This window comes from Streptomyces sp. NPDC031225 (assembly GCF_055570355.1).
Map to the genome: position 1 here is coordinate 160,731 of NZ_JBVIHJ010000013.1, position 21,499 is coordinate 182,229.

21 protein-coding genes are annotated in these 21,499 nt (G+C 71.1%); 14 read left to right on the top strand and 7 right to left on the bottom strand.

Annotation, left to right across the window (positions count from 1 at the left end; translation table 11 throughout):
* Positions 1-242: 242 nt before the first annotated feature.
* Both ACZ48Z_RS23115 and ACZ48Z_RS23120 read left to right on the top strand, forming a co-directional pair.
* Positions 243-923 carry a DUF6445 family protein gene (locus tag ACZ48Z_RS23115; RefSeq protein ID WP_468737742.1) on the top strand — a complete coding sequence of 227 codons (681 nt, stop codon included), beginning with the start codon at positions 243-245 and terminating at the stop codon, positions 921-923.
* A 119-nt stretch (positions 924-1,042) separates the two neighbouring features.
* The gene (locus tag ACZ48Z_RS23120) at positions 1,043-1,555 is read left to right on the top strand and encodes a DUF7144 family membrane protein (RefSeq protein ID WP_468737743.1); all 513 of its coding nucleotides are present in this window, start codon (positions 1,043-1,045) and stop codon (positions 1,553-1,555) included.
* 496 nt (positions 1,556-2,051) lie between these two features.
* On the opposite strand, the gene ACZ48Z_RS23125 is transcribed toward ACZ48Z_RS23120, so the two are convergent.
* The 3 genes from ACZ48Z_RS23125 to ACZ48Z_RS23135 form a co-directional block, all read right to left on the bottom strand.
* Positions 2,052-2,423, bottom strand: a complete 372-nt coding sequence (locus ACZ48Z_RS23125) for a DUF6479 family protein (RefSeq protein WP_468737744.1) — start codon at positions 2,421-2,423, stop codon at positions 2,052-2,054.
* Between the two features lie 7 nt (positions 2,424-2,430).
* Positions 2,431-2,829 carry a luciferase domain-containing protein gene (locus tag ACZ48Z_RS23130; protein ID WP_468737745.1) on the bottom strand — a complete coding sequence of 133 codons (399 nt, stop codon included), beginning with the start codon at positions 2,827-2,829 and terminating at the stop codon, positions 2,431-2,433.
* A 130-nt stretch (positions 2,830-2,959) separates the two neighbouring features.
* On the bottom strand, positions 2,960-3,739 hold the full coding sequence (locus ACZ48Z_RS23135; RefSeq protein WP_468737746.1) for a class I SAM-dependent methyltransferase: 780 nt from the start codon (positions 3,737-3,739) through the stop codon (positions 2,960-2,962).
* A 429-nt stretch (positions 3,740-4,168) separates the two neighbouring features.
* On the opposite strand from ACZ48Z_RS23135, the gene ACZ48Z_RS23140 reads away from it, so the two are divergent.
* Together ACZ48Z_RS23140 and ACZ48Z_RS23145 are read left to right on the top strand one after the other, a co-directional pair.
* The gene (locus tag ACZ48Z_RS23140; RefSeq protein WP_468737747.1) at positions 4,169-4,819 is read left to right on the top strand and encodes a DUF4328 domain-containing protein; all 651 of its coding nucleotides are present in this window, start codon (positions 4,169-4,171) and stop codon (positions 4,817-4,819) included.
* Between the two features lie 111 nt (positions 4,820-4,930).
* Positions 4,931-6,025: a sugar ABC transporter substrate-binding protein gene (locus ACZ48Z_RS23145; protein ID WP_468737748.1), complete on the top strand. Its 1,095-nt coding sequence runs from the start codon at positions 4,931-4,933 to the stop codon at positions 6,023-6,025.
* A 15-nt stretch (positions 6,026-6,040) separates the two neighbouring features.
* Here the strand turns inward: ACZ48Z_RS23145 and ACZ48Z_RS23150 are convergent, their stop codons facing one another.
* Positions 6,041-6,199: a hypothetical protein gene (locus tag ACZ48Z_RS23150; RefSeq protein ID WP_468737749.1), complete on the bottom strand. Its 159-nt coding sequence runs from the start codon at positions 6,197-6,199 to the stop codon at positions 6,041-6,043.
* Between the two features lie 197 nt (positions 6,200-6,396).
* On the opposite strand from ACZ48Z_RS23150, the gene ACZ48Z_RS23155 reads away from it, so the two are divergent.
* From ACZ48Z_RS23155 to ACZ48Z_RS23165, 3 genes are all read left to right on the top strand, one after another.
* Positions 6,397-7,602, top strand: a complete 1,206-nt coding sequence (locus ACZ48Z_RS23155; protein WP_468737750.1) for a sensor histidine kinase — start codon at positions 6,397-6,399, stop codon at positions 7,600-7,602.
* Positions 7,603-8,086: 484 nt separating this feature from the next.
* Positions 8,087-8,746: a response regulator transcription factor gene (locus ACZ48Z_RS23160; RefSeq protein WP_468737751.1), complete on the top strand. Its 660-nt coding sequence runs from the start codon at positions 8,087-8,089 to the stop codon at positions 8,744-8,746.
* 115 nt (positions 8,747-8,861) lie between these two features.
* The gene (locus tag ACZ48Z_RS23165) at positions 8,862-9,788 is read left to right on the top strand and encodes a CPBP family intramembrane glutamic endopeptidase (protein ID WP_468737752.1); all 927 of its coding nucleotides are present in this window, start codon (positions 8,862-8,864) and stop codon (positions 9,786-9,788) included.
* Positions 9,789-9,908: 120 nt separating this feature from the next.
* On the opposite strand, the gene ACZ48Z_RS23170 is transcribed toward ACZ48Z_RS23165, so the two are convergent.
* Positions 9,909-10,259, bottom strand: coding sequence for a hypothetical protein (locus ACZ48Z_RS23170; protein ID WP_468737753.1), 351 nt, complete (start codon positions 10,257-10,259; stop codon positions 9,909-9,911).
* A gap of 117 nt (positions 10,260-10,376) precedes the next feature.
* Between ACZ48Z_RS23170 and ACZ48Z_RS23175 the strand changes: the two genes are divergently transcribed.
* Genes ACZ48Z_RS23175 through ACZ48Z_RS23185 form a run of 3 tightly spaced genes read left to right on the top strand, consistent with a single transcriptional unit; the run spans position 10,377 to position 12,352 of the window.
* Entirely contained in the window at positions 10,377-11,006 is a 630-nt protein-coding gene (locus ACZ48Z_RS23175; RefSeq protein ID WP_468737754.1) for an RNA polymerase sigma factor, read from the top strand.
* Positions 11,003-11,998, top strand: a complete 996-nt coding sequence (locus ACZ48Z_RS23180; protein ID WP_468737755.1) for a CU044_5270 family protein — start codon at positions 11,003-11,005, stop codon at positions 11,996-11,998. Before ACZ48Z_RS23175 ends, ACZ48Z_RS23180 begins: the two co-directional genes overlap by 4 nt.
* A 36-nt stretch (positions 11,999-12,034) precedes the next feature.
* Positions 12,035-12,352, top strand: a complete 318-nt coding sequence (locus tag ACZ48Z_RS23185) for an antibiotic biosynthesis monooxygenase family protein (protein ID WP_468737756.1) — start codon at positions 12,035-12,037, stop codon at positions 12,350-12,352.
* Between the two features lie 67 nt (positions 12,353-12,419).
* On the opposite strand, the gene ACZ48Z_RS23190 is transcribed toward ACZ48Z_RS23185, so the two are convergent.
* Positions 12,420-13,991 (bottom strand): carbohydrate-binding protein, encoded by a 1,572-nt coding sequence (locus ACZ48Z_RS23190; RefSeq protein ID WP_468737757.1) that lies wholly within the window; start codon positions 13,989-13,991, stop codon positions 12,420-12,422.
* A gap of 127 nt (positions 13,992-14,118) precedes the next feature.
* Between ACZ48Z_RS23190 and ACZ48Z_RS23195 the strand changes: the two genes are divergently transcribed.
* A complete protein-coding gene (locus ACZ48Z_RS23195) occupies positions 14,119-14,736 on the top strand; it encodes a phosphoribosylanthranilate isomerase (RefSeq protein ID WP_468737758.1) in 618 nt (205 codons plus the stop codon).
* Between the two features lie 300 nt (positions 14,737-15,036).
* Here the strand turns inward: ACZ48Z_RS23195 and ACZ48Z_RS23200 are convergent, their stop codons facing one another.
* Positions 15,037-17,877 carry a golvesin C-terminal-like domain-containing protein gene (locus ACZ48Z_RS23200; protein WP_468737759.1) on the bottom strand — a complete coding sequence of 947 codons (2,841 nt, stop codon included), beginning with the start codon at positions 17,875-17,877 and terminating at the stop codon, positions 15,037-15,039.
* A 331-nt stretch (positions 17,878-18,208) separates the two neighbouring features.
* On the opposite strand from ACZ48Z_RS23200, the gene ACZ48Z_RS23205 reads away from it, so the two are divergent.
* The 3 genes from ACZ48Z_RS23205 (at position 18,209) to ACZ48Z_RS23215 (ending at position 21,466) form a co-directional block, all read left to right on the top strand.
* Positions 18,209-18,697 (top strand): signal peptide protein, encoded by a 489-nt coding sequence (locus tag ACZ48Z_RS23205; protein ID WP_468737760.1) that lies wholly within the window; start codon positions 18,209-18,211, stop codon positions 18,695-18,697.
* Positions 18,698-19,455: 758 nt separating this feature from the next.
* The gene (locus ACZ48Z_RS23210; RefSeq protein WP_468737761.1) at positions 19,456-20,649 is read left to right on the top strand and encodes an ice-binding family protein; all 1,194 of its coding nucleotides are present in this window, start codon (positions 19,456-19,458) and stop codon (positions 20,647-20,649) included.
* Positions 20,650-20,905: 256 nt separating this feature from the next.
* Complete coding sequence (locus ACZ48Z_RS23215) at positions 20,906-21,466, top strand: DUF5819 family protein (protein WP_468737762.1); 561 nt, start codon at positions 20,906-20,908, stop codon at positions 21,464-21,466.
* The last annotated feature ends 33 nt before the right edge of the window (positions 21,467-21,499 follow it).

Sequence of the window (21,499 nt, forward strand, 5' to 3'; positions counted from 1 at the left end):
ACGAGGAGACGTGGTCAGGAGGGGGCGCCCCTGCCGGGCAGGGCATGCGAGGCGACCTCGCAAGGCGGGGTGGCGGGCACGTGGGCGACCGGACAGGGGTGCTTCAGGTGAGTGCTTCCGGTGAGTCCGTGGCCCCCGCACGGTTCCTCCTCTTCCTGTTGACCGTCCGTTGACCGGTTCGCGGGGAAGTCCGGAGGAAATCGCGGGAGAGACCTGACGCACCCCGGATCTAGATTCGCCGCATGTCCATGCCACAGCGGTCGCAACGGCCCCTTCCCGTCCTCCCGTACCGCAAGCCCACCAAGGGCCGCGACTACTGGGTGATCGACGACGTGCTCCCGGACGTCGACGCCGTACGGGAACGCTGTCTCGCGAAGGACGACTGGGTGAAGGGGTATCCGTACACCTCGGAGACCTGGCCCGGACTGCGGACCATGCCGGGGCTCGAACCCGCCGAACTCGGGCGCGTGGAGCGGCTGGTGAAGAAGGCGACCGGGGCGAAGGACCTGTGGGTGCAGCAGGCGCCCGGCGGTGGCACCCTCAACCACAACTGCGTCCAGGTCGTCGGGGAGGGCGAGAGCGAGCCCCGGCCGCACACCGACTCCCGGGCGCTGTGCCGGTACGCCGCCGTGCTGTATCTCAACCCCGGTGTCCCCAAGGACTGCGGCACCAGTTTCTACCGGCAGTCCCTGCCCGGCGGCGGTCTCGGCGGCAACGTCGTGCAGGCACCGCACAACAACCTCGTCGAGGCCCTCGGCACCCGGTTCGTCGCGCCCGACGCCTTCGAGGAGGACATCCGGGTGCCGCACCGGTACAACCGGCTGCTCCTCTACAACGCCAACCTCCTGCACAGCGCCACCGGATACTCCGGCAGCACGCTGGAGGAGAAGCGGATGACGGCCGTCTTCTTCTGGATGGCGTGACCTCGGGCGGGGTCACCTACCCGGGGCCCGGCGTCACCCGAATGGCCCTGCTCCCGTGGTGGCCGACCCCGCCCCGCCCGATGGTCGAAGCACATCGACCGATCGAGGTGAGGTGCCCCATGACGCAGCAGCCGCACGCCACAGAGCCGTCCGCCGGCGGGCAGCAGCAGGCCGGGCAGGGCTGGAGCGAGACCCGGCGGCCCGCCGGCATGACCCCGACCCCGGCGCCGGGACTCGGTCCGACACCCACCGAGAACTCCTGGGCCGCCGGCGGGGTCGTCTTCGCCGGCGTGCTGATGCTGATGAACGGCATCCTGGCGATCTTCCAGGGCATCTCCCTGCTCGCGAAGGACGACGTCTGGACCCGCGTCGGCGACTACGTCTACAAGATCAACCTCACCGGCTGGGGCGTCATCCTGCTCTGCCTGGGTGCCCTGGCCGCCGTCACCGGCGCGTTCGTCCTCAGGGGAGCCGGCTGGGCCCGGATGACCGGCATCTTCCTGGCCTCGCTCAGCATGCTGGCCCAGTTCCTCTTCCTGCCCTACGCGCCGGTCTGGTCGGTCATCATGATCGGCATCGACTTCTTCGTCATCTGGGCGCTCGCGGTGTACCAGCCGGGCGAGCGGATCTGATCCCCTGAACGGTCACACGGTCGCGGTGTGGTGAGCGGTCAGCGCTGACGGAAGCCCGGGGATCCGGTGTTGGTCGGGGGCAGCCCGGGTCTTCGGGGCGGAGCCCCCGGTCTCCGGTCGGTAGGGGCCGCTGATGTGGGTGGGCCGGAGCTCCCGGTCCGTGAGGGCGGTCCGTGTGTGTGCACCGGGCTCCCGGTCGGTGTGGGTGGCCGGGTTTCCGGCCAGGCCTCCAGTCGGTGGGGCGGCCCGGGTTTGCTGGCCCGGCCTCCGGCCGGTGGGGGCCGTTGATGTGGGCAGGTCGGAGCTGCCGGTCGGTGGGGGCGGGCCGTGTATGCGGACCGGGCTGCCGGTCGGTGAGGGCGGCTGGGTTTGCTGGCCCAGTCTCCGGTCGGTGAGGGTGGGTCGGGTTTGTGGGCTCGGCTCGGTCGCCGGGGGCGGCCCGTGTGGGCGGGCCGACGCCCCCGGTTGGCGCCGGTGGCCCGGGTTTTCGGGTCTGTCACACGTGGCCGAGGCCGCCGCTGCCGAAGCCGCCGCCGGAACCGGGCAGCCAGCGTTTGCGGCGCTGGTCCTCCCCTCGTCGGCTTCCCGAGTGGCGGAGCTGGTACGGCATCAGCCGTTCCCGCCCGTCAGGGGTGGCCGGTACCTCGTCCGGCTCCCGCATCTCCCGGACCTCGCGGATCGGTCCGGTCTCCGGAAGCCGCGGCTGCTCCTGGTCGAGCGGTCGTGGAAGTTCCCGGTCCTGGACCCGCATGCCGAACTGCACGGCCCACACCAGTGCGCCGGCGATGAACAGCCCCCCTGCAAAGGCGGCGATCACGTCGAGTACGTCGCTGGACGTGGCCGCCAGGACAAACGTCGCCGTATTCATAGTCCGATTATCGCCGAATCGACCCGATCGTGGAGTCCCGGGGGACCACCGTCACCCGGTGGAAGTTGCACTCGGCCGGGCCGGCGGGCGCTAGAGCCGCCTGGTGGGTCTTGAGGGCCATGCTGACCAGGCTCATCAGCAGATCGACGTCGGTCTCGCAGTCGAGATGGACGGTGACCCACCGTGACCCCGGTATCAGCCGGACCGCGGTCGACTCCTGGAGATCGTCGTGGAATCGGCGGATGGCCGGTTCGGTGAGATGCAGATCCACGTCCCGGCCCGGGTGGAAGTGCACGATCTCGCTGTGAACGGAGCGCAGTGCCAGCCCCGCTCCGCAGCTGGGCGTGCCCACGTAGAGGTCGGACCACGTTTCCAGGCGCTCCAGGGCACGCTCGGCCAGAGTCATGCGTCCATCGTCGCCCGCTCACCGCGCCGCAACCAGAGGTTGAGGGAAACGTAACCGGGGCGTGAGGTGTCACGTGGGCCACAAGCGACGCACCCCGTTCCAGCCCGCCCCGCTCATGGCCGACGCCGCTTCACGCTGTCCTCCCGCGCACCGCCCAGGCGCGTGCCCAGAGGAAGATTGAACCGTCGGGGGCGGTCGGGACGGCCGCCCGCAGGGCCTCGCGCAGGCGGTCGCGGTCCGCGAGGCCGAGGGTGGCGACATAACCGGGGGCGGGCCCCTGACCGGCCAGGAACGGGCCCCACAGATCGGCGAAGTCGGTGAAGGCGGTGGGCACTTCGATCGCGCGCACGAGCACGTCGGTGAGTCCCGCGGCCGTCCACAGGTCGTGCAGCGGCTGTGGACGGCAGTCCGGGAACCGGTGGCCCTCGTCAAGCTCCACCGCTGCCGGGTCGAGCGCGGCGGCGGTGTCCCAGAAGTGGCGCAACAGGGCCATCCGGTCCGCGTAGTCCCACACGTACGCGGCGACGAGACCGCCGTCCGGACGGACCGCGCGGGCCATCCCGGCGACGGCCGCCGCGGGGTCGGACAGGAAGTTCAGGGTGAGCCCGCTGACCGCCACGTCGAAGGCGCCGTCCCGGACGGGCAGTGCCATGGCGTCCGCCACGGCCGTGGCCCGGGCCGCCCGGACGAAGCCCTCGGAACGGTCCAGGCCCACGACCAGGTCGGGCCGGAAGCGCTCACTCACCACCGCCGACAGCACCCCGGTGCCGCATCCCACGTCCAGCCACCGCAGTCCGGCCGGGCGGCCGAGCCAGGCCGTGAACTCCCGTGCGACCACCCGGCTCCAACGGCCCATGTACCGGTCGTAGGCGGCACCGGACGCCCACACGTCGTTTCCCTGTTCGTCCATGCCCCCACGATCCTCGCCCCACCGCGTTTCTTCACGGCTTCTCCACGGGGTCCTGCGGGGATTCGCGGGGTGGGCTGCCCGCCGGGATCGCGGGATCGCCGCGCGACTGCGGCGCGGCCGGTGATCGGTCCACCCGGCGAACGTCGCGATGCGACGCGTGAGCCTGCCGGGACCGCGGCCGCCGCGGGGCGCGTTGGCAGTTGCCAGGGCCAGTCCGTGGGCGCGCGCAGGGTTGTCGCGTGCCCGGCTTTCGACCCGCCCCCCGGCCCGCCGTAACCCGCCCGCTGTAACCCGCCCGCCGTATCCCCTCCGCCGCACCCCCCGCCGTACCCCCTCCGCCGTCGCCCCCCCGGCCGTCACCCCCGCGTGAACCGATCGGAGGGTTCGGGACGATGAGAGGGTGAACTGATCTTTCCGAAAGGGGACCCCGTGAGTGAGAACGCCGTCCGGCCCGAGCTGCGCACAGTGCGCGGGTCCGCCCTGCTCACTGTCGTGGGGCTCGGACTCGCCGGTGCCGCCTGGGTGGTGCGGGCCGTGTGGCATGTCCGGCTCGCCGTCGCGGGGGAGCCCGCCGCCGGGCCGCCGGACCAGGGCGACGGCCGGCACCGGCCGCTGAACGCCCTGGAGGACGGCTACCACCTGGTCAGCAGCGCCGGGGACCTGCTCACGCTGCTGTGCGCGGCCCTGTTCATCGGCTGGCTGTGGCGGATGCGGGACAACGCGCGGGCCCTGTCCGGCGAACCCCCGCGCTACGCCGGCATCTGGGTCTACGCCTCCTGGATCGTGCCGATCGCCAACCTGTGGATCCCGCGCGGCATCGTCGCCGACATCCACCGCAGGAGCGCCCCGGACACCAAGCTGCCCGCCGTCGTGAACGTGTGGTGGGCGCTGTGGCTGGTCGGCATGGTCACCGGGCTCGGCCTGACCTACAGGGGCGGCACGGACGACGTCATCGTCCGCGCCTACCACGATGTGGGCACCCTGCTGTTCGCCGACCTCGCCGTCATCGGCGCGGCCGTCGCCGGGATCCTCATGGTGCGCGCCCTGACCGCCGTACAACGTGTGCACATGGATGACTAGTTGCGTGCACCGCGTGGTGATCCGTTGAAGGAAACGGTCAGGTCGTTTGATCGGGAATGAGGGCACTTAATGTTGCGCCTACGTGACAGCCCCCCCACCCCCAGGATCGTCATGCGTCGCCTCCCCTCCGTCATGGCCGTCTGCGTGTCGGCCCTCCTGCTCACCTCCTGTGGAGTCGGCAGCAGCGACACCGCCGTGAGCCCCAAGAAGGGCGACGACATCACGCTGGGTCTGCTGCTGCCCGACCGGGACACCAGCCGCTTCGACAGGTTCGACTTCCCCCTCATCAAGAAGGAGGTCGCGACCCTCACCCACGGCAAGGGCAGGGTCAGTTACGCCAACGCCGGGGCGAGCGCGAAGCAGCAGAGCCGGCAGTTCGAGCAGATGATCGCCGACAAGGTGGACGTGATCCTGGTGGACGCGGTCGACGCCAAGGCGATCGGGTCCGACGTCCAGAAGGCGAAGGACGCCGGCATACCCGTCATCGCCTACGACCGGCTCGCCCAGGGCCCGATCGACGCCTACGTCTCGCACGACAACGAGCTCGTCGGCGAGGTGCAGGGCCGTGCCGTCGTCGAGGCGCTCGGCGACAAGGCCGAGACCAGCAAGATCGTCATGATGAACGGCTCGGTCGCCGACCCCAACACCGCCCTCTTCAAGAAGGGCGCGCTGAGCGAACTCACCGGCAAGGTCGTCATCGCCAAGCAGTACGACACCCCGGAGTGGCTGCCGTCGGTCGCCAAGGCCCACATGAAGGAGGCGATCGCCTCCCTCGGGCTGAACAACATCGCCGCCGTCTACTCGGCCAACGACGACATGGCGGGCGCGGTCATCGACGAGCTCAAGCAGGCGGGGGCCACCAAGGTCCCGCCGGTGACCGGGCAGGACGCGAGCCTCGCCGCGGTGCAACGGGTCGTGTCGGGCGACCAGTACATGACCGTGTACAAGTCGTTCCTGCTGGAGGCGACCAACGCCGCCCAGATCGCGGTGTACAAGGTCCAGGGCCGCGGCATCCAGTTCGACGCGCTCATCCGCGACAAGGTCGACAGCCCCACCCAGAAGGACATCCCGTCGATGCTGGTACCGGTGGTCGCCCTCACCAGGGACAACATCAGGCAGACGGTCGTCAAGGACGACGTCTACACGGTGAAGCAGATCTGCACCGCCCAGTACGCGGCGGACTGCGCGGCGATCGGGCTCAAGTAGGCCCGGCCCGGCCGCTCAGAGGCCGGTGCGCAGCCGTCGTACGACGAGGGTGGTGGCCGCCAGCGCGGTGACCGTGCCGAAGGCCAGATGGACGGTGGTGTCGGCCGGGGTGAACGACGCCACCGCGTTGCCGAGCACGCTGAGGACGAGCAGGGGCCAGAGCAGAAGGTTCACGGTTCCTCCGGGGACGTGGGTGGTCTCGACGCCGATGACGCTACGGGCGGGCCCCCGCTCCCGCCGATCCAGCGGTCCGCCCGGTCCGGGGTACAGCAGGCTGTACTTTCCGGCTGCCGACGGTGGCACGAACTCCCTTTCGGCATATGGTCGTTCCCTTCCAGACCGACCGGACAGACCAGCCAGAGGGGACCGGTATGGCCACTGCCGACGTCAAGGGCCTGGTCGTGGAGACCGCGACGACCGCGGCCGCCGCGATCGGTCAGCTCGTCTCCGGACTCGGTACGGCCGTCCTCGCGCCGTTCGTGCTGCTGTGGCTGGTGCTGGCACCCGGCGGGGTGGGCGCGCTGCACTCGCTGGCCGGCGTGGAACGTGCCCGGCTCGCCCGCTGGGGTCCCGAGATCGCCGCCCCCGCACCGCCGCCCGCACGACTGCGGGCCGCCCTCACCGATCCCACGACCCGTCGCGAACTGCGCTGGCTGATCCGGCATTTGGCCGCGGGCCTGCCGCTGGGGACGCTCGGCTTCCTGCTGCCCCTGCTCGCCGTACGGGACACCGCCTTCCCGCTGTACTGGCGGCTCGCCCCGGAGAACGCGACCGCCACCTCCATCGGCATCGGCAACGCGCACTCCTGGCCGGACGCCCTCGCCGTGACCCTGCTCGGCGTGGGCTGGATCGCCATCATCCTGGGGCTCGCGCCCGGCATGGCACGGCTCCAGGCGGCCCCCGGGCGCCGGCTCCTGTCGGCCGGCCCCGACGCCGATCTCTCCCTGCGCATCGCGGAGTTGACCGCCACCCGGGCCGGCGCGCTGGACGCCCACGCCACCGAACTGCGGCGCATCGAGCGCTCGTTGCACGACGGGACGCAGAACCGGATCGTCACGGTGACCGTGCTGCTCGGGGCGGCCCGCCGCATGGTCGCCCGCGACCCGGCCGGCGCCGACGAACTCCTGGAGCGGGCCCAGTCGGCCGCCGAGCAGGCACTGGCCGAGCTGCGGACCGTCTCCCGCAGCATCCTGCCGCCGGTGCTCGCCGACCGGGGGCTGGCGGGGGCGCTCACGGGGCTCGCGGCGGAGAGCGCGGTGCCGTGCTCGGTCGACGTCGAGATGTCCCGGCGGTGCGCGGCCTCGGTCGAGGCGACCGCCTACTTCGTGGTGGCCGAGGCGCTGACGAACATCGCCAAGCACAGCGGGGCGGAAAAGGCCGGCGTCACCGTCCGGGCCGTCGGTGACCGGCTGGTGCTGACCGTCTCCGACGACGGCCGGGGCGGCGCCGACGAGCACGGCGGCTCCGGCCTCACCGGCATCCGCCACCGCGTCGCCGCCCACGACGGCACCCTCCGCCTGACCAGCCCCCCGGGCGGCCCGACGGCCCTGGAGGTGGAACTACCGTGCGGCGCGTGACCGACCGTGGGCGGGGCGGGATTGCCGTGCGGTGCGTGACTGGCCGTGGGCGGGGCGGGATTGCCGTGCGGCGCGTGATCCACCGTGGGCGGGGCCGGGTTGCCGTGCGGTGTGTGACTGGCCGTGGAGGCGGCCGGGTTACAGCGTGGTGCGTGACCGGTTCCGGGTGTCGCCGGGTTGCGGTGCGACGGGTGACCGGTTCCGGATGCCGCCTGCTTGCGGTGCGGTGCGTGACCGGCCGCAGAAGCGGCCGGGTCGCGGCGCGGTGCGCGACCGGTTCCGGATGTAGCCCGGTTGCTGTGCGACGCGCGACCCGTTCCGGATGCGGACCCGTTGCCGTGCTGCGACGCGCGACCCGTTCCGGATGCGGACCGGTTGCCGTGCGATGTGTGACCGGTTCCCGATACGGCCCGGTGGCCGCTGTCCGTGCCTGCCGCCCGATGACCCCTTCGGGCGGCCCGACGACCCTGGAGACTGACCTGCCATGCGGATCGTGATCGCCGAGGACGACGCCCTGCTGCGCGAGGGACTCGCCCTGTTGCTGCGTGCCGAGGGGATGGACGTGGTCGCCACGGCCGACACTCCCGACGACGCCCTCGACGCGATCGAGGCGCACAAGCCCGACGTGGCCATCCTCGACGTCCGGATGCCGCCCACGCACACCGACGAGGGCATCCGAGCCGCCGTCGAGGCCCGGCGGCGCAGGCCCGACCTCGCCGTGCTCGTGCTGTCCGCCTACGTCGAGCAGAGCTTCGCGACCGAACTGCTGACCGGCGGGGTCGGTGGGCTCGGCTATCTCCTCAAGGAACGGGTCGGCCGGGTCGAGGAGTTCCTCGACGCACTGCGCCGGGTGGCGTCCGGCGGGACCGCCATCGACCCCGAGGTCGTCGCCCAGCTGTTCTCCCGGTCCCGTCAGGACACCCGGCTGGAACGGCTCAGTCCGCGCGAGAGGGACGTACTCGCCCTGATGGCCGAGGGACTCGGCAACAGCGCGGTCGCGGAGCGGCTGTTCGTGACCGACGGGGCCGTGCACAAGCACATCCGCAGCATCTTCGCGAAGCTGGACCTGGCCCCGACGGACCAGATGGACCGGCGGGTGGCGGCCGTGCTCCGCTACCTGGAGGACGCGCGCCGACGGCCCTGAGGAGGTCCCGGGTAGTGCCTGCTGTACCGGCACTCGGGGCGTGCGCGGCAATGATCCGAGGGCGCGGCGCTGGTGTGCTGGACGCATCACATCAGCCCCTCGGAAAGGACCCGCGGTGAGCGTCCAAGCCCCCGTCAGCATCGAGACCCGGCCGGCTCCGCAAGCACGCACGGGCCTGCTCGGCAGCATCCGCCGACACCCCCTGACCTGGTTCTTCACCCTGGCGTTCGCGTTGAGCTGGGCCGCCTGGACGCCGTACGTCCTCTCCGAGAACGGCCTCGGCGTCTGGCACTTCACCTTCCCCGGCGGCCGCGCGGCCAGTCAGCTCCCCGGCGTCCTGCCCGGCGCCTACCTCGGCCCGATCGCCTCGGCGCTCCTCGTCACCGGCGTCACGGAGGGACGGGCGGGGCTCAGGACCTGGCGGCGCCGGATGCTGAAGTTCAAGGTCAGCTGGCGCTGGTACCTGGTGGTGCTGGCCTCGGTGCCGGCCGCGCTGACCCTCGCCGCGGTCGCGCTGTCCGACCGCGGACCCGAACTGCCGTCCACGATGATCCTCGCCGCGTATCTCCCGGCCCTGCTCGTCCAGTTGATCACCACAGGACTCGCGGAGGAGCCCGGCTGGCGCGAGTTCGCCATGCCGCGGATGCAGCGCCGCTACGGCCCCCTGAACGCGACCCTCGTCGTCGGCGTGCTGTGGGGCGCCTGGCACCTGCCGCTGTTCCTGACGGAGTGGGGCGGCGGACCGCATGTGGCGTGGACGGTGCCGGTGGAGTTCATCGCGATGACGATCACCTTCAGCTGCGTGATGACCTGGGTGTTCAACAAGTCCGGTGAGAGCATGCCGCTGGTCATGCTGCTGCACTGCGGCGTCAACAACTTCTTCTCGATGGCCGGGGCGGACATGTTCCCCAAGATGTCCCAGAGCGAGGGCACCCACGCGCTCCTGCTCGCCACCACGACGGCGGCCCTGATCCTGCTGGCGGTGACGCGCGGCAGGCTGGGCCTGCCCAAGGGGCACCCCTCGGACCGACTCGCGGCCTGACCCACGGCCCGACCCGGCCGCACGCACAGCACACGAACGGGCTCCCGGCGCCTCCCTCGCCGCTCCGGGAGCCCGTTCCGGTGCGCCCCCGCGCCCTGTTCGCCGCTCGCGCCCGCCCGGCTACCGCTCCGAGCCGTTGGCGAACTGCAGGGAGATGTGCCGCAGGACCTCCGCGGCGGAGGTGTCGGTGCGGCCCTCGTCGTGGACCTCGGCCAGCTGCACGAAGGCGAACGAGAAGCAGTTGGCGATGCTCGCGATGGCGGGCCCCAGCTCCTCGACGACGGCGTCCGCCGCCGCGTGGCCGCTGGCGTCCGCGGGGAGGTGGATCCGTGGCAGGGTCTCCACGAGGAGCGCGGAGATGGCCCCCGTCAACGAGACCTGCCGATCAGGGTGTTCACGGACCTGCCGCCGCATCTCAAGGGCTTCGGTGAGGATCCCGACGACGTTCTGCATGATCTCGCGCTGCTCCATGGGCGCAGCCTAGAGCGTGGGCGTCGAGCCGGTGCCGGTGCCGGTGCGGCAGTTGACGTGTGGCGTGTGTGGCGCAAGACACAGGAACTCGGGGCGGGGGTGCGGAGCGTTACTGGTGTGAGGGAAACAGAGACGGTGGAGCCGTCGCGCGCGCGGATTCGGGACGGGGACCGGGCGGCCTTCGGGGAGTTGTACGACCTGTACGCGCGGGCCGTCCACAACCACGCCCTGCGGCTGACCGGGAACTGGGCGGAGGCCGAGGAGGCCATGTCCGAGACCTTTCTCGCGGCCTGGCGGACGAGGGAGACCGTGGAGCCGGAGGGTGACTCGCTCAAGCCCTGGCTGCTCGGGATCGCCACGCACAAGGCGTACAACGCCAACCGCGGGCTGCGCAGACGGCTCGCCTTCCTGGCCCGCAGCCCCGAACCCCGCCCCGTCGAGGACTTCGCCGAGGAGAGCGCCGGCCGTATCGACGACGCACGGCGGCTCGCGGTCGTGCACCGGGCGCTCGGGCAGCTCAAGCGCCAGGACCGTGAGGTCTTCGCACTGTGCGTGTCGGCGGGCCTCGACTACCGGCAGGCCGCGGAGGCGCTCGGCGTGCCCGTCGGCACGGTGCGGTCCCGGCTGTCACGGGCCCGGGCCCGGCTGGCCCGGCTGAGCACGGAGGCGGAACCGCCCCCGGCTCACGGAGAGATGGAGAGTGAGGCCGCGCTCGCGGCCCTGTTCCTGCGGGAGGAGACCCGATGAGCGAGGCCGAGGAACTGCTGTCGGCGGCGGAGTGGGACCTCCCCGCGGAGCGCCACCGTCACTTCAAGGACGTACTGATGCAGCAGATCGATCATGAAGAGGGCCGTACCGAACAGGCCTCCGCACGGCGCGCGTTCGCCCGGTTCGCCCGGCCGGCCGTACTGGTGCCCCTCGTCTCGGCGGCCCTTGCGGGAGTGCTGCTCGTGACGCTCACCCCGGACGGGCACACTCCCGCGGCCGGGGTCTCCAGCGCGTCCGGCACCCTCAACCGGATCGCCACCGCTGCCATGGCGAGCGACACGACCCCGGTGCGGGACGACCAGTTCGTGTACGTGCGGACGCTGGTCCGCGAGAACACGGGCACCTTCACCGGTCCCGTCCGGCTCGGCGCCCTGCACACCGAGGAGCGCTGGACCTCGCAGGACCCGGGTCCGCTCCGCGTCACCGGGTGGCTGAAGGCCAGCGGCAAGGACGCGATCATGCCGGGGCAGGTGATCCCCATCGAGTCCTCCGATCCCCGTCCCGAGGGCGTCGACCACCCGACGTACCGGTGGCTGGCCTCGCTGCCCACCGACCCCGGCGCCCTGCTTGCCCGGCTCGGCAAGGAGGCCAGGCCGGTCGAGGGCGAGTCGCGGGACCAGGCGGTCTTCTCCCTGATCGGCGACCTGATCAGCGGCACGGTCATGCCGCCGGCCAACGCCGCCGCGTTCTACCGGGCGGCCGCGAAGCTGCCGGGGGTACGGGAGATCCCCGACGCCGTCGACGCCACCGGCAGGCACGGCATCGCCATCACCCTCGACGACACCGGCTTCGCGACCCGCGACGAGTGGGTCTTCGACAAGGAGACCCTGGCCCTGCTCGGCGCCCGCTTCTACGTCACCGACCCGGACCGGGGGATCACGACCGAGACCCTGGCCGGCACCAGCGCCGTCATGGAGACGGCGGTCGTCGACAAGAAGGGCGAGGTGCCCGCGCGGGCCGCGTCCCGTTGACGTCCCGCTGATGTCCCTTGCAGCACAATTGCGGGCATGAGCATCGTCAAGATCAACGTACTCACGGTCCCCGAGGAGCAGCGCGAGACGCTGGAGAAGCGGTTCGCGTCCCGCGCGGGGACCGTCGAGAACTCGGACGGCTTCGAGTGGTTCGAGCTGCTGCGTCCCGTCGAGGGCACCGACACCTACCTCGTGTACACGCGCTGGCGCAGCGAGGAGGACTTCCAGAAGTGGATGTCCGGGATGTCGCAGTCCTCGCACGGGGGCGGGGAGCAGAACCGTCCCAAGCCGGCCTCCTCCGGCTCGACGCTGTGGACCTTCGAGGTCGTCCAGCAGGGCGCGCCCAAGCGGTAGAAGAGGGAAGGGACCCCGGGCCCGGATCACCGGGCCCGGATCACCGGGCCGGGGTCCCCGCCGTGTCCTACAGCGTGACCTGCTTGCCGCCGAAGGTCACGACCAGGCTGCCGTTGGAGGCGTAGGACCAGCCGAGGGCGCCCGCGTAGGTGGAGCAGCGGGAGCCGTTGGTGCCGGACCAGAACTGGTTGGAGCTGTCGGCGTCACCGACGTAGCGGTCGTTGGCGCCGCTGTTGCACGAGGTGTTGGAGCGGAAGACCGAGGTGCCGGTCTCGAAGTTGAAGTTGCGTTCGGTGTTGGCGACGGAGACGTTGCTGGTGATGGTCATCGAGCCGGGGTTGCTGTTGTAGGTGAACCCGTGGTGGCCGTTGCCGTAGGCGATGCTGTGCTGCACGACGTGGTTGACCGCGATGTCGTCGCCGCCGAGCTTGAAGCCGTTGCGGTCGCCGTTGCCGGCCTGGGAGCCGTCGGTGAGGGTGCCGTTGCCGTAGGACAGGGAGTACTCGATGGTGACCGGGCCGATCGCGCCGGTGTCGGTCTTGGTGTAGAGGTCCCAGCCGTCGTCGATGTTGTTGTGCGAGACGGCGTACCGGAAGACGTTCCCGGTGCCGGTGGTGAGCTTGGCGGCGAAGCCGTCGGCGTCCTCGCCGTCGGAGTCGGCGTTGTCGTGGGACTCGGCGCTCAGGATCAGGTTGTTGGCGGGCCACTGGCTCGCCGGGGTGGAGGAGGCGATCCGGCCCAGCTGGAGTCCGGTGTCACGGTTGAAGCGGGTCACCGTGCGCTCGATGACGTTGTTGCTGCCGCCGACGTAGATGCCGTTGTCCCCGGCACGCTCGACGACGAGGCCGTAGATCTTCCAGTAGTTCGCGTTGAGCTGGATTCCCCGGTTGGTGGAACTCTCGCTCTGCGCCGAGAAGTTGAGCACCGGCGTCTCGCCCGGGTAGGCGGAGAGCGTGGTGCGGGCGGCCGAGGTGCCGTTGGCGCCGGCCGGGATGGTCACCGTCGAGGAGTAGGCGTACGTCCCGCCGCGCATGTAGATGGTGCCGCCCGCCGCGATGCGGCTGATCGCCGAGGTGAGGGTGGTGGGCGCGGTCGCCGTGCCGGCCGCGCTGTCGGTGCCGGTCGGTGACACGTACAGGGCGCTGCTCGACGGCGGGGTCGTCGTGCCGGACGTCTCGGCGTCCAGGTAGTCGACGTTGGGCAGGCCGTTCGCGCTGGTCGGGTTGAGCCGGATGGTGTTGCTGCCCGCGTTCACCGGGACGGTGAGCGTCTTCGTGGTCCAGCCGGTCCAGGTGGAGGTGGACTCGAAGGACGCGGACGACACCGTCGTGCCGTTCACGATGATGTCCGCGGGGCGGGCGGTGGTGGTGCCGTTGGCGAAGCGGAGGCTGAGGGTCGCCGTGCCCGATGCGGGTGTGGACACGGTGAACTGGGCGTACGCGCCGGTGGCGTTGGTGCCGTTGCAGAATCCGCTGCCGGAGTAGCCGGCGTACTCGGTCTCGACGGCTCCGGTGCAGACGGCGGGGGAGGTCTCGGCCTCGTAGCGGGTGGTGGCGGCCTGCGCCGTGGTCGTGCCGGAGAGTGCGACGAGCGTGCCGGCGAGAAGGCCGACGGAGGTGATGAGGGGTCTCAGGTGCATCGTTCGTCTCCATGGTGTGCGGTGACGGGGGCACGTATTCTTCGGACGGTAAGCGCTTGCCATGGCCGCGTCAACGGTTGCGTATGTGATCGTTGTTCACGGATACGAATTGGATACGGTGGGCCGCATGACCCTCTTCGTGAAGATCTGCGGCCTGCGGACCGAGCAGGATGTCGACACGGCCGTCGAGGCCGGCGCCGACGCCATCGGGTTCGTCTTCTCCGACAGCCCGCGGCGCATCGACCCCGCCATCGCGGCACGGCTGGCCGCCAGGGTCCCGGAGAGCGTCCTGACGGTGGGGGTGTTCCGCCGCGAACCCCTGGAGTACGTACGGTCCGTGGCCGCCGAGTCCGGCATCGGCGCCGTCCAGCTGCACGGCCCCGAGGACCGCGCCTACTACGACGAACTCTCCGGCGGCGGCTGGACGTTGATCCGCGCGGCCGCCTTCGGCGACACCGTGCCGCGCTGCGGGGAACTGGGCGAGGACATGCTGCTCCTCGACGCCCCGGTGCCGGGCTCCGGCATCGCGTGGGACTGGTCGAGCAAGCAGGTCGCCGCGGCGGGCGAGCGGTGGCTCCTCGCGGGAGGCCTCACGCCGGAGAACGTACGGGAGGCCGTCGACGTCACCCGCCCCTGGGGTGTCGACGTGTCCAGCGGCGTGGAGGCCAGCCGGGGCGTCAAGGACCCGACCCTGATCACGGCGTTCGTGAAGGCGGCGCGGGCGGGGGCCGTCACGTCGGGGTGAGTCCCCTGGGCGCCGCCGCTGCCGGGTGCGGGTACGTCGTGGCTGGTCGCGCAGTTCCCCGCGCCCCTAACGGCGTTGGGGTGAGTGGCGACCACCGCTGCCGGGTGCGGGCCCGCTGTGGCTGGTCGCGCAGTTCCCCGCGCCCCTAAAGGCGCTTGCAGCGCCCGTCGTCAGTCCACCGGACCGACGACGGGCGCTCACGGGCTAACTCCGGTACTGCAACGCCCTAAAGGGGCGCGGGGAACTGCGCGACCAGCCACGACGGCGCGTCAGACGGACGACGGCCATCGTGGCACTCACTCAGCCCTTCACAGGGACGAAAGCCAACGCGTCCCAAGCAATCGACGCGTCCCCCGTCCCGTCCGCCGTCGCCGAGCTCAGCGACACACTCGGCGTGCCCTTGAACTCGTACGACCCCAGTGACACCCAGGCGTTCTTGCCGCCGGTGTCCTGGGAGATCGTCTTCTCCACGACCGTGCCGTCACCGAGGTCGATGCGGTACGCGGCCGACGGCGTGTTGGCCTCGTGGTCGGGCAGGTGCACCATGACCTCCGCCGAGCCGGTGACCTTGCGGTCCGGCGTCCAGGTGCCGGTGACCACCGAGTCGGTGTAGCTCGGCACCCGGGTGTGGGCGAGCCAGAAGTGGCCGCCGAAGCCCGCGCCCAGCTGATGGAAGTCGATCTTCGACGGGTAGACGGTCGCGCCGTTCTGCTGCGCCGACCCGAAGGTGAACGTCAGCGTGCCCCGGCTGATCCAATTGCGCTTGCCCGCACAGGGGTTGGCGGCGCCGACCCGGTACTTCACCGTGTTCGGCACGTCGTCCACGATCAGCGCGTTCGCAGGCAGGGTGGACGTGCAGGCGGCCGGGTGGGGCGCGGTGACCTTCGGCTCGGGGTCACCGGCCTGGTACTTCAGCACCTCGGTGCCGCAGGTGGCCGTGCAGTCCGTCCAGCTCACCGGCTGGTGCCACCAGCACTTGAAGTCGTCGCGCTGGCACGGGCCTTCGGGCTGCGTCGACCCCTCGACCTTGTGCGGCTTGGTGATGTCGCAGTCGTTGACCGTGGGCGCGCAGAACGTGTCGTGCGCCGGTTCGGCGGCCGGCGCGCCGGAGGGCCAGTCGCCGACGGTGAAGGACCTCACGGTCGCCCCGGTCGCCGGGTCCGTCTTCTGCTGGGAGTAGGCCGCCCAGCCGAGGACCCGCTCCGGGTACGTCCACAGGTTGGGGTTGCGGGCGTCGTCGTAGCCGGACGACAGGAACATCTTCCGGTCGGCCGGGTAGAGGCCGTTGGCCGGGTTGTTGAACCAGCCAAGACCCCACGGGGCGCTCGCGTCCGTCGAACTGGGCAGGTTGAGACCGCTGTTGTAGGCCCAGAGCGCGAGCCACCAGTTCTCCAGGTACTTCGGGTCGCCGCCGTTGACGAGCAGGCCCTTGTCGTACAGCTGGTTCCACTTGTCCTGGAGGATCTGGAGCCCCGCGGCGATGTTGGCCGCGTAGTCCACGGTGATCGCCTGCTGCTGCTCCGCGGTGTACGTGGTGTCCGTCTTCGCCATGCCGCTGGTGACCTGGGAGATGCCGTAACCGCAGTCCGCCGCCGCCCAGTTGACGGTGTGGACGCTGCCGGCGTTGCCGTAGTAGCCGCCCTGGACGAAGTTGCCGCTCTCGCCCGCGGCCGCCCGGGAGCTTGCCTGGAGCAGGTTGGACTCCTGGGAGAGCACCCCGAGCATGATCTGCGCGGGCACCCGGCCGCCGCCCTTGAGCGCGGTGGAGGGGAACAGGCCCTGCGGGGTGTACGAGGGGAGCTCGCTGCCGTTCCAGCCGCTGCGGCGGCGTACGTCGAGTTTGCCCTGCACGGCGAGGTCCGTCGCCCACTCGGCCTGCGCGTTCGAGGGCTGCAGCGACTGGAGCTTCGGGTCGTTGCGGGTGACGGCGCAGGCGCGGTCGGGGTCGGTGGTGACGGCCGCCGGGTCGTCGTCCGAGGCGGTGGCGGCGGTGGTGGCGCTCGGCGCGCTGACGCTGTCCGTGTGGACGCCGTCGGACAGGGCCGGGGACTGCTCGGCGCCCTGGGCCGCGGCCTTGGGCCGGACCGTGAAGTCGACGGTGGTGTCGCTGCCGGGCAGCACCGCGCCGATGCCGACGGACCGGGCGGTGTCCGCCGCGGCCTTCCTGCCGCCTGCCGCCTCGGTGCCGTTGCCGACGGAGGTCAGCGCCAGGTCACCGGTGGTCGAGATCTCGGCGGAGGCAGGCACGTCGAGGGTCTGCCAGCTCTTCGGGAGTGCCTTCACGGCGTTCTCGGCGTCGGCGCCGGTCACGTAGACCCGGCCGCCGTTGCCGTGCACCGCGAGGGAGCCGAGCGTGCCGGAGCCGAGGAGGGTGTCGGAGCCCGCGGAGGTGACCCGGCGGACCTGCACCCGCTTGCCGTCGGGGACCTGGTAGGCGAGCCCGCTGTGCGCGTCCGGGACCAGCCGGAAGGGCGTGCCGCCGGTCCTGGCCAGCGTGCTGGTGGAGCCCTTGGCGTCCACCGAGACCACGGAGTCGCCGGAGACCGCCGCGATCCTGTCACCGAAGGGCACGGCGGAGGTCAGCTGACCGGCGACGGTCTGCTGACGCACCAGCTTGGCCTGCGCGGTGTCGACGGTGAGCAGTTCGGTGTCGTCGCCCTCGGGCCGGGTCAGGACGGCCTGTTCGCCGTCGCCGCAGCCGGGGTTGAAGTAGGCCAGCGAGACCAGTTCGGGCAGCTTGGTCACCCGGCCGTCGGCCAGATCGACCACGGCCGCGAACGCGCCCTGCTGGAAGCCCTGTTGGTCGTTGACGGCCTGCCGGGGCGCGTACACCACGACGGCACGGTCGCCGGACCCGGTCACACAGGTCTGGCCGATCCACTGGTCGGTGTCGACGCCCGGCTCGGACAGGGTGGCGGCGGTGTGCCACTTGTAGGCGTCCGCAGCGTCGGCGACCAGTACATGCAGTCCGGTGCCGTCGCCGTCGTAGGTGACGATGCGGTCGCCGGACTTCTGCCAGCCGGAGGGCAGTTGGGAGGTGTCGGTGACGTGGTCCGCCGCCGGGGCGGCCGTCGGGTCGGCGGGATCGGTCAGGGCCGCCGAGGCCAGCGGGGCGATGAGTGCCAGGGAGAGCACGGACATCGCGCCGGCGGCCGCTATACGGCCACGCCGGCTTTTCGGCACACGCCAGCGGTGTCTGCCGCCGGGGTTGTCACGGAAAGTGCGCAAGGAATTCCGTCCGGTCATTCAAGGGGTGAAAGGTGGGGTACCGGCTCCGACGCTCCCCCAGGCCGGTGACGCGGAAGCTACCAGTCCGCTATGGCCGGAATGGGTGCCGTGGGTGATCTACCGGGGGGTATCCACAAAACTTCCACGAGAATGCGTCAACGAATTTCCTTTGGCCGCAGTCCCCTTGAACGACATCCCTTGAATGACATCCCCCCACGCACCACAAGGAACAGTGAACGTGCTGATGAAGAACACTCGTCTCAAGGTGGCTTTCGTGGCCGTGGCCATGACCCTCGCGGGTCTGACGGCAGCCGGTCCGGCGGCCGCGGCCTCTGCGCCGGCAGCCGTCCGGGCCCAGCAGGCCGCCGTACCCGTCGACTTCGTGGACCTGCCCACCAGCGCCCTGGTGGCCGACGGCGCGCGGCACGAGGTCACCGTCACCTACCGCAACGACACCTCGGCGGACCTGACCGTCGCCCCGCAGCTCCTCGTGGAGTCGCCGGACGCGGGCCCGTTCCTCGCCCCGTCGGACGTCGTGGTCGAGCAGCGCACCGCGCACGGCTGCTGGCGCCCGGTGCAGACCGCGACCCAGACCGGCACCCTCTTCACCGACCTGACGAACGCCCAGCGCGTCCTGCACCCGGGCCAGACCCTCACTCAGGTCTACGGGATCTCGGTGGTGAACCCCGAGGCGCGGGGCACGATTGCGCCGAGGGTGGCGCTGTACGGCTGATCCCGCTCAGGCGGACGGGTTCTGGATTCTCGGCGACCGGCTCGCGATCGCCGAGGACCGGCACGCGGAGATCTGGCTGGACGACGCCGACTGTGCGGCCACCCGGCGCGAGTCCGCGGTGTACGGGCCCGACGCCCAGAACGTGAACCAGCAGGACGCAGCGGGCGGCGCGGCCGCGGCCGCGCCGCCCGGGGATACGGACGACCCCGGCAGCCCGGCAGTCGCAGGCAGCCTCAGCCTCGGGAGGCTCGCCGGGGCGCCGCATGCGTGGCATGCGCGGCATACCCGTGGCCCAGGAACTCCTCGGGCCAGGATCACGGGCCGTAGAGCCGTGCCTGTCACGTTCCGAGAGCACCGCCGCTGAGCCGGCGGTCCGCCTCGAACCCGGGCGTCAGGCGATGACGCCGAAGCCCTGGGGGAGGCCGCCGAATGACGTCGTTCCCGTCGGGAACACGCCGGAGCCGCCCTTCGAAGTGCTTGTCCGAGTGAGTGAACCGGTTCGCAGCCGGTAGTACCACCGTAGAAATCACGGTGAATGCAGGTCCCGGGCGGTGTGTTCGGCCGCGCGCTTTCCCGATCGGGCCCGGCAACAATCATTCTTTTGCGGTCATCCGGCCCATTAAGTATTTCTACACAATTCGCGATGCTCCTCGCGGGAACTGCCGGTCATCGCATTCCTGAATAAACTGCTGCGCCAAAGGCGCTTCTGTTCGACCAGGAACCGCCAATACCATCCCCTCAAAGGAGTTGGCAGCCCGATGACGCTGAATATCCCTGAATCACCCTTACGGCGGACCATGTCGGCGTGGGTCGGGGCGCTGACGGCCGTGGTGATCGCCGCCGTCGTCCTCGCGATGACACCGACGAACGCGAGCGCCATCGCCACGCCGGTGCCGCTGGGTACGGCGGGCAGCTTCGCCGTACTGGCCGGTTCACAGGTCACCAACACCGGGCCCTCGGCGATCACCGGCGATCTCGGAGTGTCGCCGGGAACGGCCATCATCGGCTTCCCGCCCGGCCTCGTGAAGGGCGCCCAGCACTCCGCGGACGCGGTCGCGCTCCAGGCCAAGAGCGACCTCGTCACGGCGTACAACAACGCCGCCGGGCAGGCCCCGGACGTCACCTACCCCACCGCGCCCGACCCCGTGGAACTCGGTGGCAGGACGCTGGACCCGGGCGTCTACAAGGCACCCATCTCCGCGGGCATCACCGGCACGCTCACCCTCGACGCGCACGGTGACCCCAACGCGGTCTGGGTCTTCCAGATCGGTTCGACCCTGACGACGGCGTCCGGCAGCAACGTGTCGCTGGTCAACGGCGCCTCGCCGTGCAACGTGTACTGGAAGATCGGCAGTTCGGCCACGCTCGGCACGAACTCCAGGTTCGTGGGCACGATCATGGCCCAGGAGTCGATCACCGTCACCACGGGCACGACCATCGCCGGCCGGGCGCTGGCCCGCACCGGCGCCGTGACCCTCGACAACAACACGATCGACCGCGGTACGTGCGCGGCCGGTGGAACCACTGGCGGTCTGGTCACCGGCGGTGTCGTGGCCGGTGCCACGTCCGGCGGCGACACCGCGGGCAGCACCACGGTCGGCGTCATCGGCGGCGTGCCGACGGGCGGCGGTACCGGCGGCGGCCTCCTCGGCGGCGTCCTGACGTCGGGCGGAACCACCGGCGGCGTGCTGGGCGGCCTGGTCGCGGGCGCCACGACGGGCGGCACCACGGGCGGCACGAACGGTGGCGCGACGGGCGGCGGCGGTACCGGCGGAACCGACCACCACGACCATGACCACGACCATGACCACGACTACGACCACGGCAAGCCCGGTGGCCCCGACCACGGCGGAAAGCCCGAAGAGCACGGGAGCTACGGCGGCCATGGCGGGCATCAAGGAAAGCCCGAAAAGCCCGACAGCTATGGCAGCAGCCACGAAGGCCGCCACTAGAAATCCGCCACTAGAAATCTGCCACTAGAAATCCGCCTAGCTCCCCGTGAGTAGGCAGAACGCGCGGCGCGCGACGGATCGGAGCCTATTCCGTCGCGCGCCGGCGGTGCGATCTCACGAGATCTCAGGAGAAACAGTGAGAGAAGCCAGGACGGAAACTCCGGGCGTAACCGCGAAAGACCGGGACGGGACGATCCTCCCGGGTCGGCGGACCGCCACGCCGCCTCCCCTCCTCCTGAAGGTGGTCCTCCTGAAGGTGGGCACGAGCGCCGCCGTCGCCCTGTGCCTGGCGACGACCCTGGTCCACGTTCTCCTCGTCTTCCTGCACGTGGCACCCCCGAACCCCCTCTCCCGGCAGTACAGCCGGCAGATCAACGCCTGGGTCTTCCCGCTCTTCGAGCAGAACTGGCGGCTCTTCGCACCGAACCCGGAGTCGGTCAACCGGCAGATCTCGGCACGCACCCTGCACACCACCCCGGACGGCAGGGTGCGCACGAGCGGCTGGTTCGACCTGAGCGGAGTCGACACCGCCGCCGTGAAGCACGACCCCTTCCCGAGCCACACCGCGCAGAACATGCTGCGGCGGGCCTGGAGTTCGTACCTCGACACGCATGGCAACGACGACGAACCCCGCACCGAGCGGGCGCTGATGATGCAGCGCTACCTGACCGACATCGCGGCGGACCGCATCAGCGAACATCGCGGCGGCGCCTTCGAATCCGTCCAGCTGCGGGTGACCACCGTGCCGATCACCGCGCCGAAGCCCGTCGAGACGCGTTATCTGCCCTGGTGGAAGGTGACCCCGCGTGACAATTGAACAGACACTGCCCCTGCCCCGACGCGCCCCCGA

Coding starts and splice junctions, on each gene's coding strand:
- ACZ48Z_RS23115 (WP_468737742.1), top strand. CDS start 243: ATGTCCATGCCACAGCGGTCGCAACGGCCCCTTCCCGTCCTCCCGTAC.
- ACZ48Z_RS23120 (WP_468737743.1), top strand. CDS start 1,043: ATGACGCAGCAGCCGCACGCCACAGAGCCGTCCGCCGGCGGGCAGCAG.
- ACZ48Z_RS23125 (WP_468737744.1), bottom strand. CDS start 2,423: ATGAATACGGCGACGTTTGTCCTGGCGGCCACGTCCAGCGACGTACTC.
- ACZ48Z_RS23130 (WP_468737745.1), bottom strand. CDS start 2,829: ATGACTCTGGCCGAGCGTGCCCTGGAGCGCCTGGAAACGTGGTCCGAC.
- ACZ48Z_RS23135 (WP_468737746.1), bottom strand. CDS start 3,739: ATGGACGAACAGGGAAACGACGTGTGGGCGTCCGGTGCCGCCTACGAC.
- ACZ48Z_RS23145 (WP_468737748.1), top strand. CDS start 4,931: ATGCGTCGCCTCCCCTCCGTCATGGCCGTCTGCGTGTCGGCCCTCCTG.
- ACZ48Z_RS23155 (WP_468737750.1), top strand. CDS start 6,397: ATGGCCACTGCCGACGTCAAGGGCCTGGTCGTGGAGACCGCGACGACC.
- ACZ48Z_RS23160 (WP_468737751.1), top strand. CDS start 8,087: ATGCGGATCGTGATCGCCGAGGACGACGCCCTGCTGCGCGAGGGACTC.
- ACZ48Z_RS23170 (WP_468737753.1), bottom strand. CDS start 10,259: ATGGAGCAGCGCGAGATCATGCAGAACGTCGTCGGGATCCTCACCGAA.
- ACZ48Z_RS23180 (WP_468737755.1), top strand. CDS start 11,003: ATGAGCGAGGCCGAGGAACTGCTGTCGGCGGCGGAGTGGGACCTCCCC.
- ACZ48Z_RS23185 (WP_468737756.1), top strand. CDS start 12,035: ATGAGCATCGTCAAGATCAACGTACTCACGGTCCCCGAGGAGCAGCGC.
- ACZ48Z_RS23190 (WP_468737757.1), bottom strand. CDS start 13,991: ATGCACCTGAGACCCCTCATCACCTCCGTCGGCCTTCTCGCCGGCACG.
- ACZ48Z_RS23195 (WP_468737758.1), top strand. CDS start 14,119: ATGACCCTCTTCGTGAAGATCTGCGGCCTGCGGACCGAGCAGGATGTC.
- ACZ48Z_RS23200 (WP_468737759.1), bottom strand. CDS start 17,877: ATGTCCGTGCTCTCCCTGGCACTCATCGCCCCGCTGGCCTCGGCGGCC.
- ACZ48Z_RS23205 (WP_468737760.1), top strand. CDS start 18,209: ATGAAGAACACTCGTCTCAAGGTGGCTTTCGTGGCCGTGGCCATGACC.
- ACZ48Z_RS23210 (WP_468737761.1), top strand. CDS start 19,456: ATGACGCTGAATATCCCTGAATCACCCTTACGGCGGACCATGTCGGCG.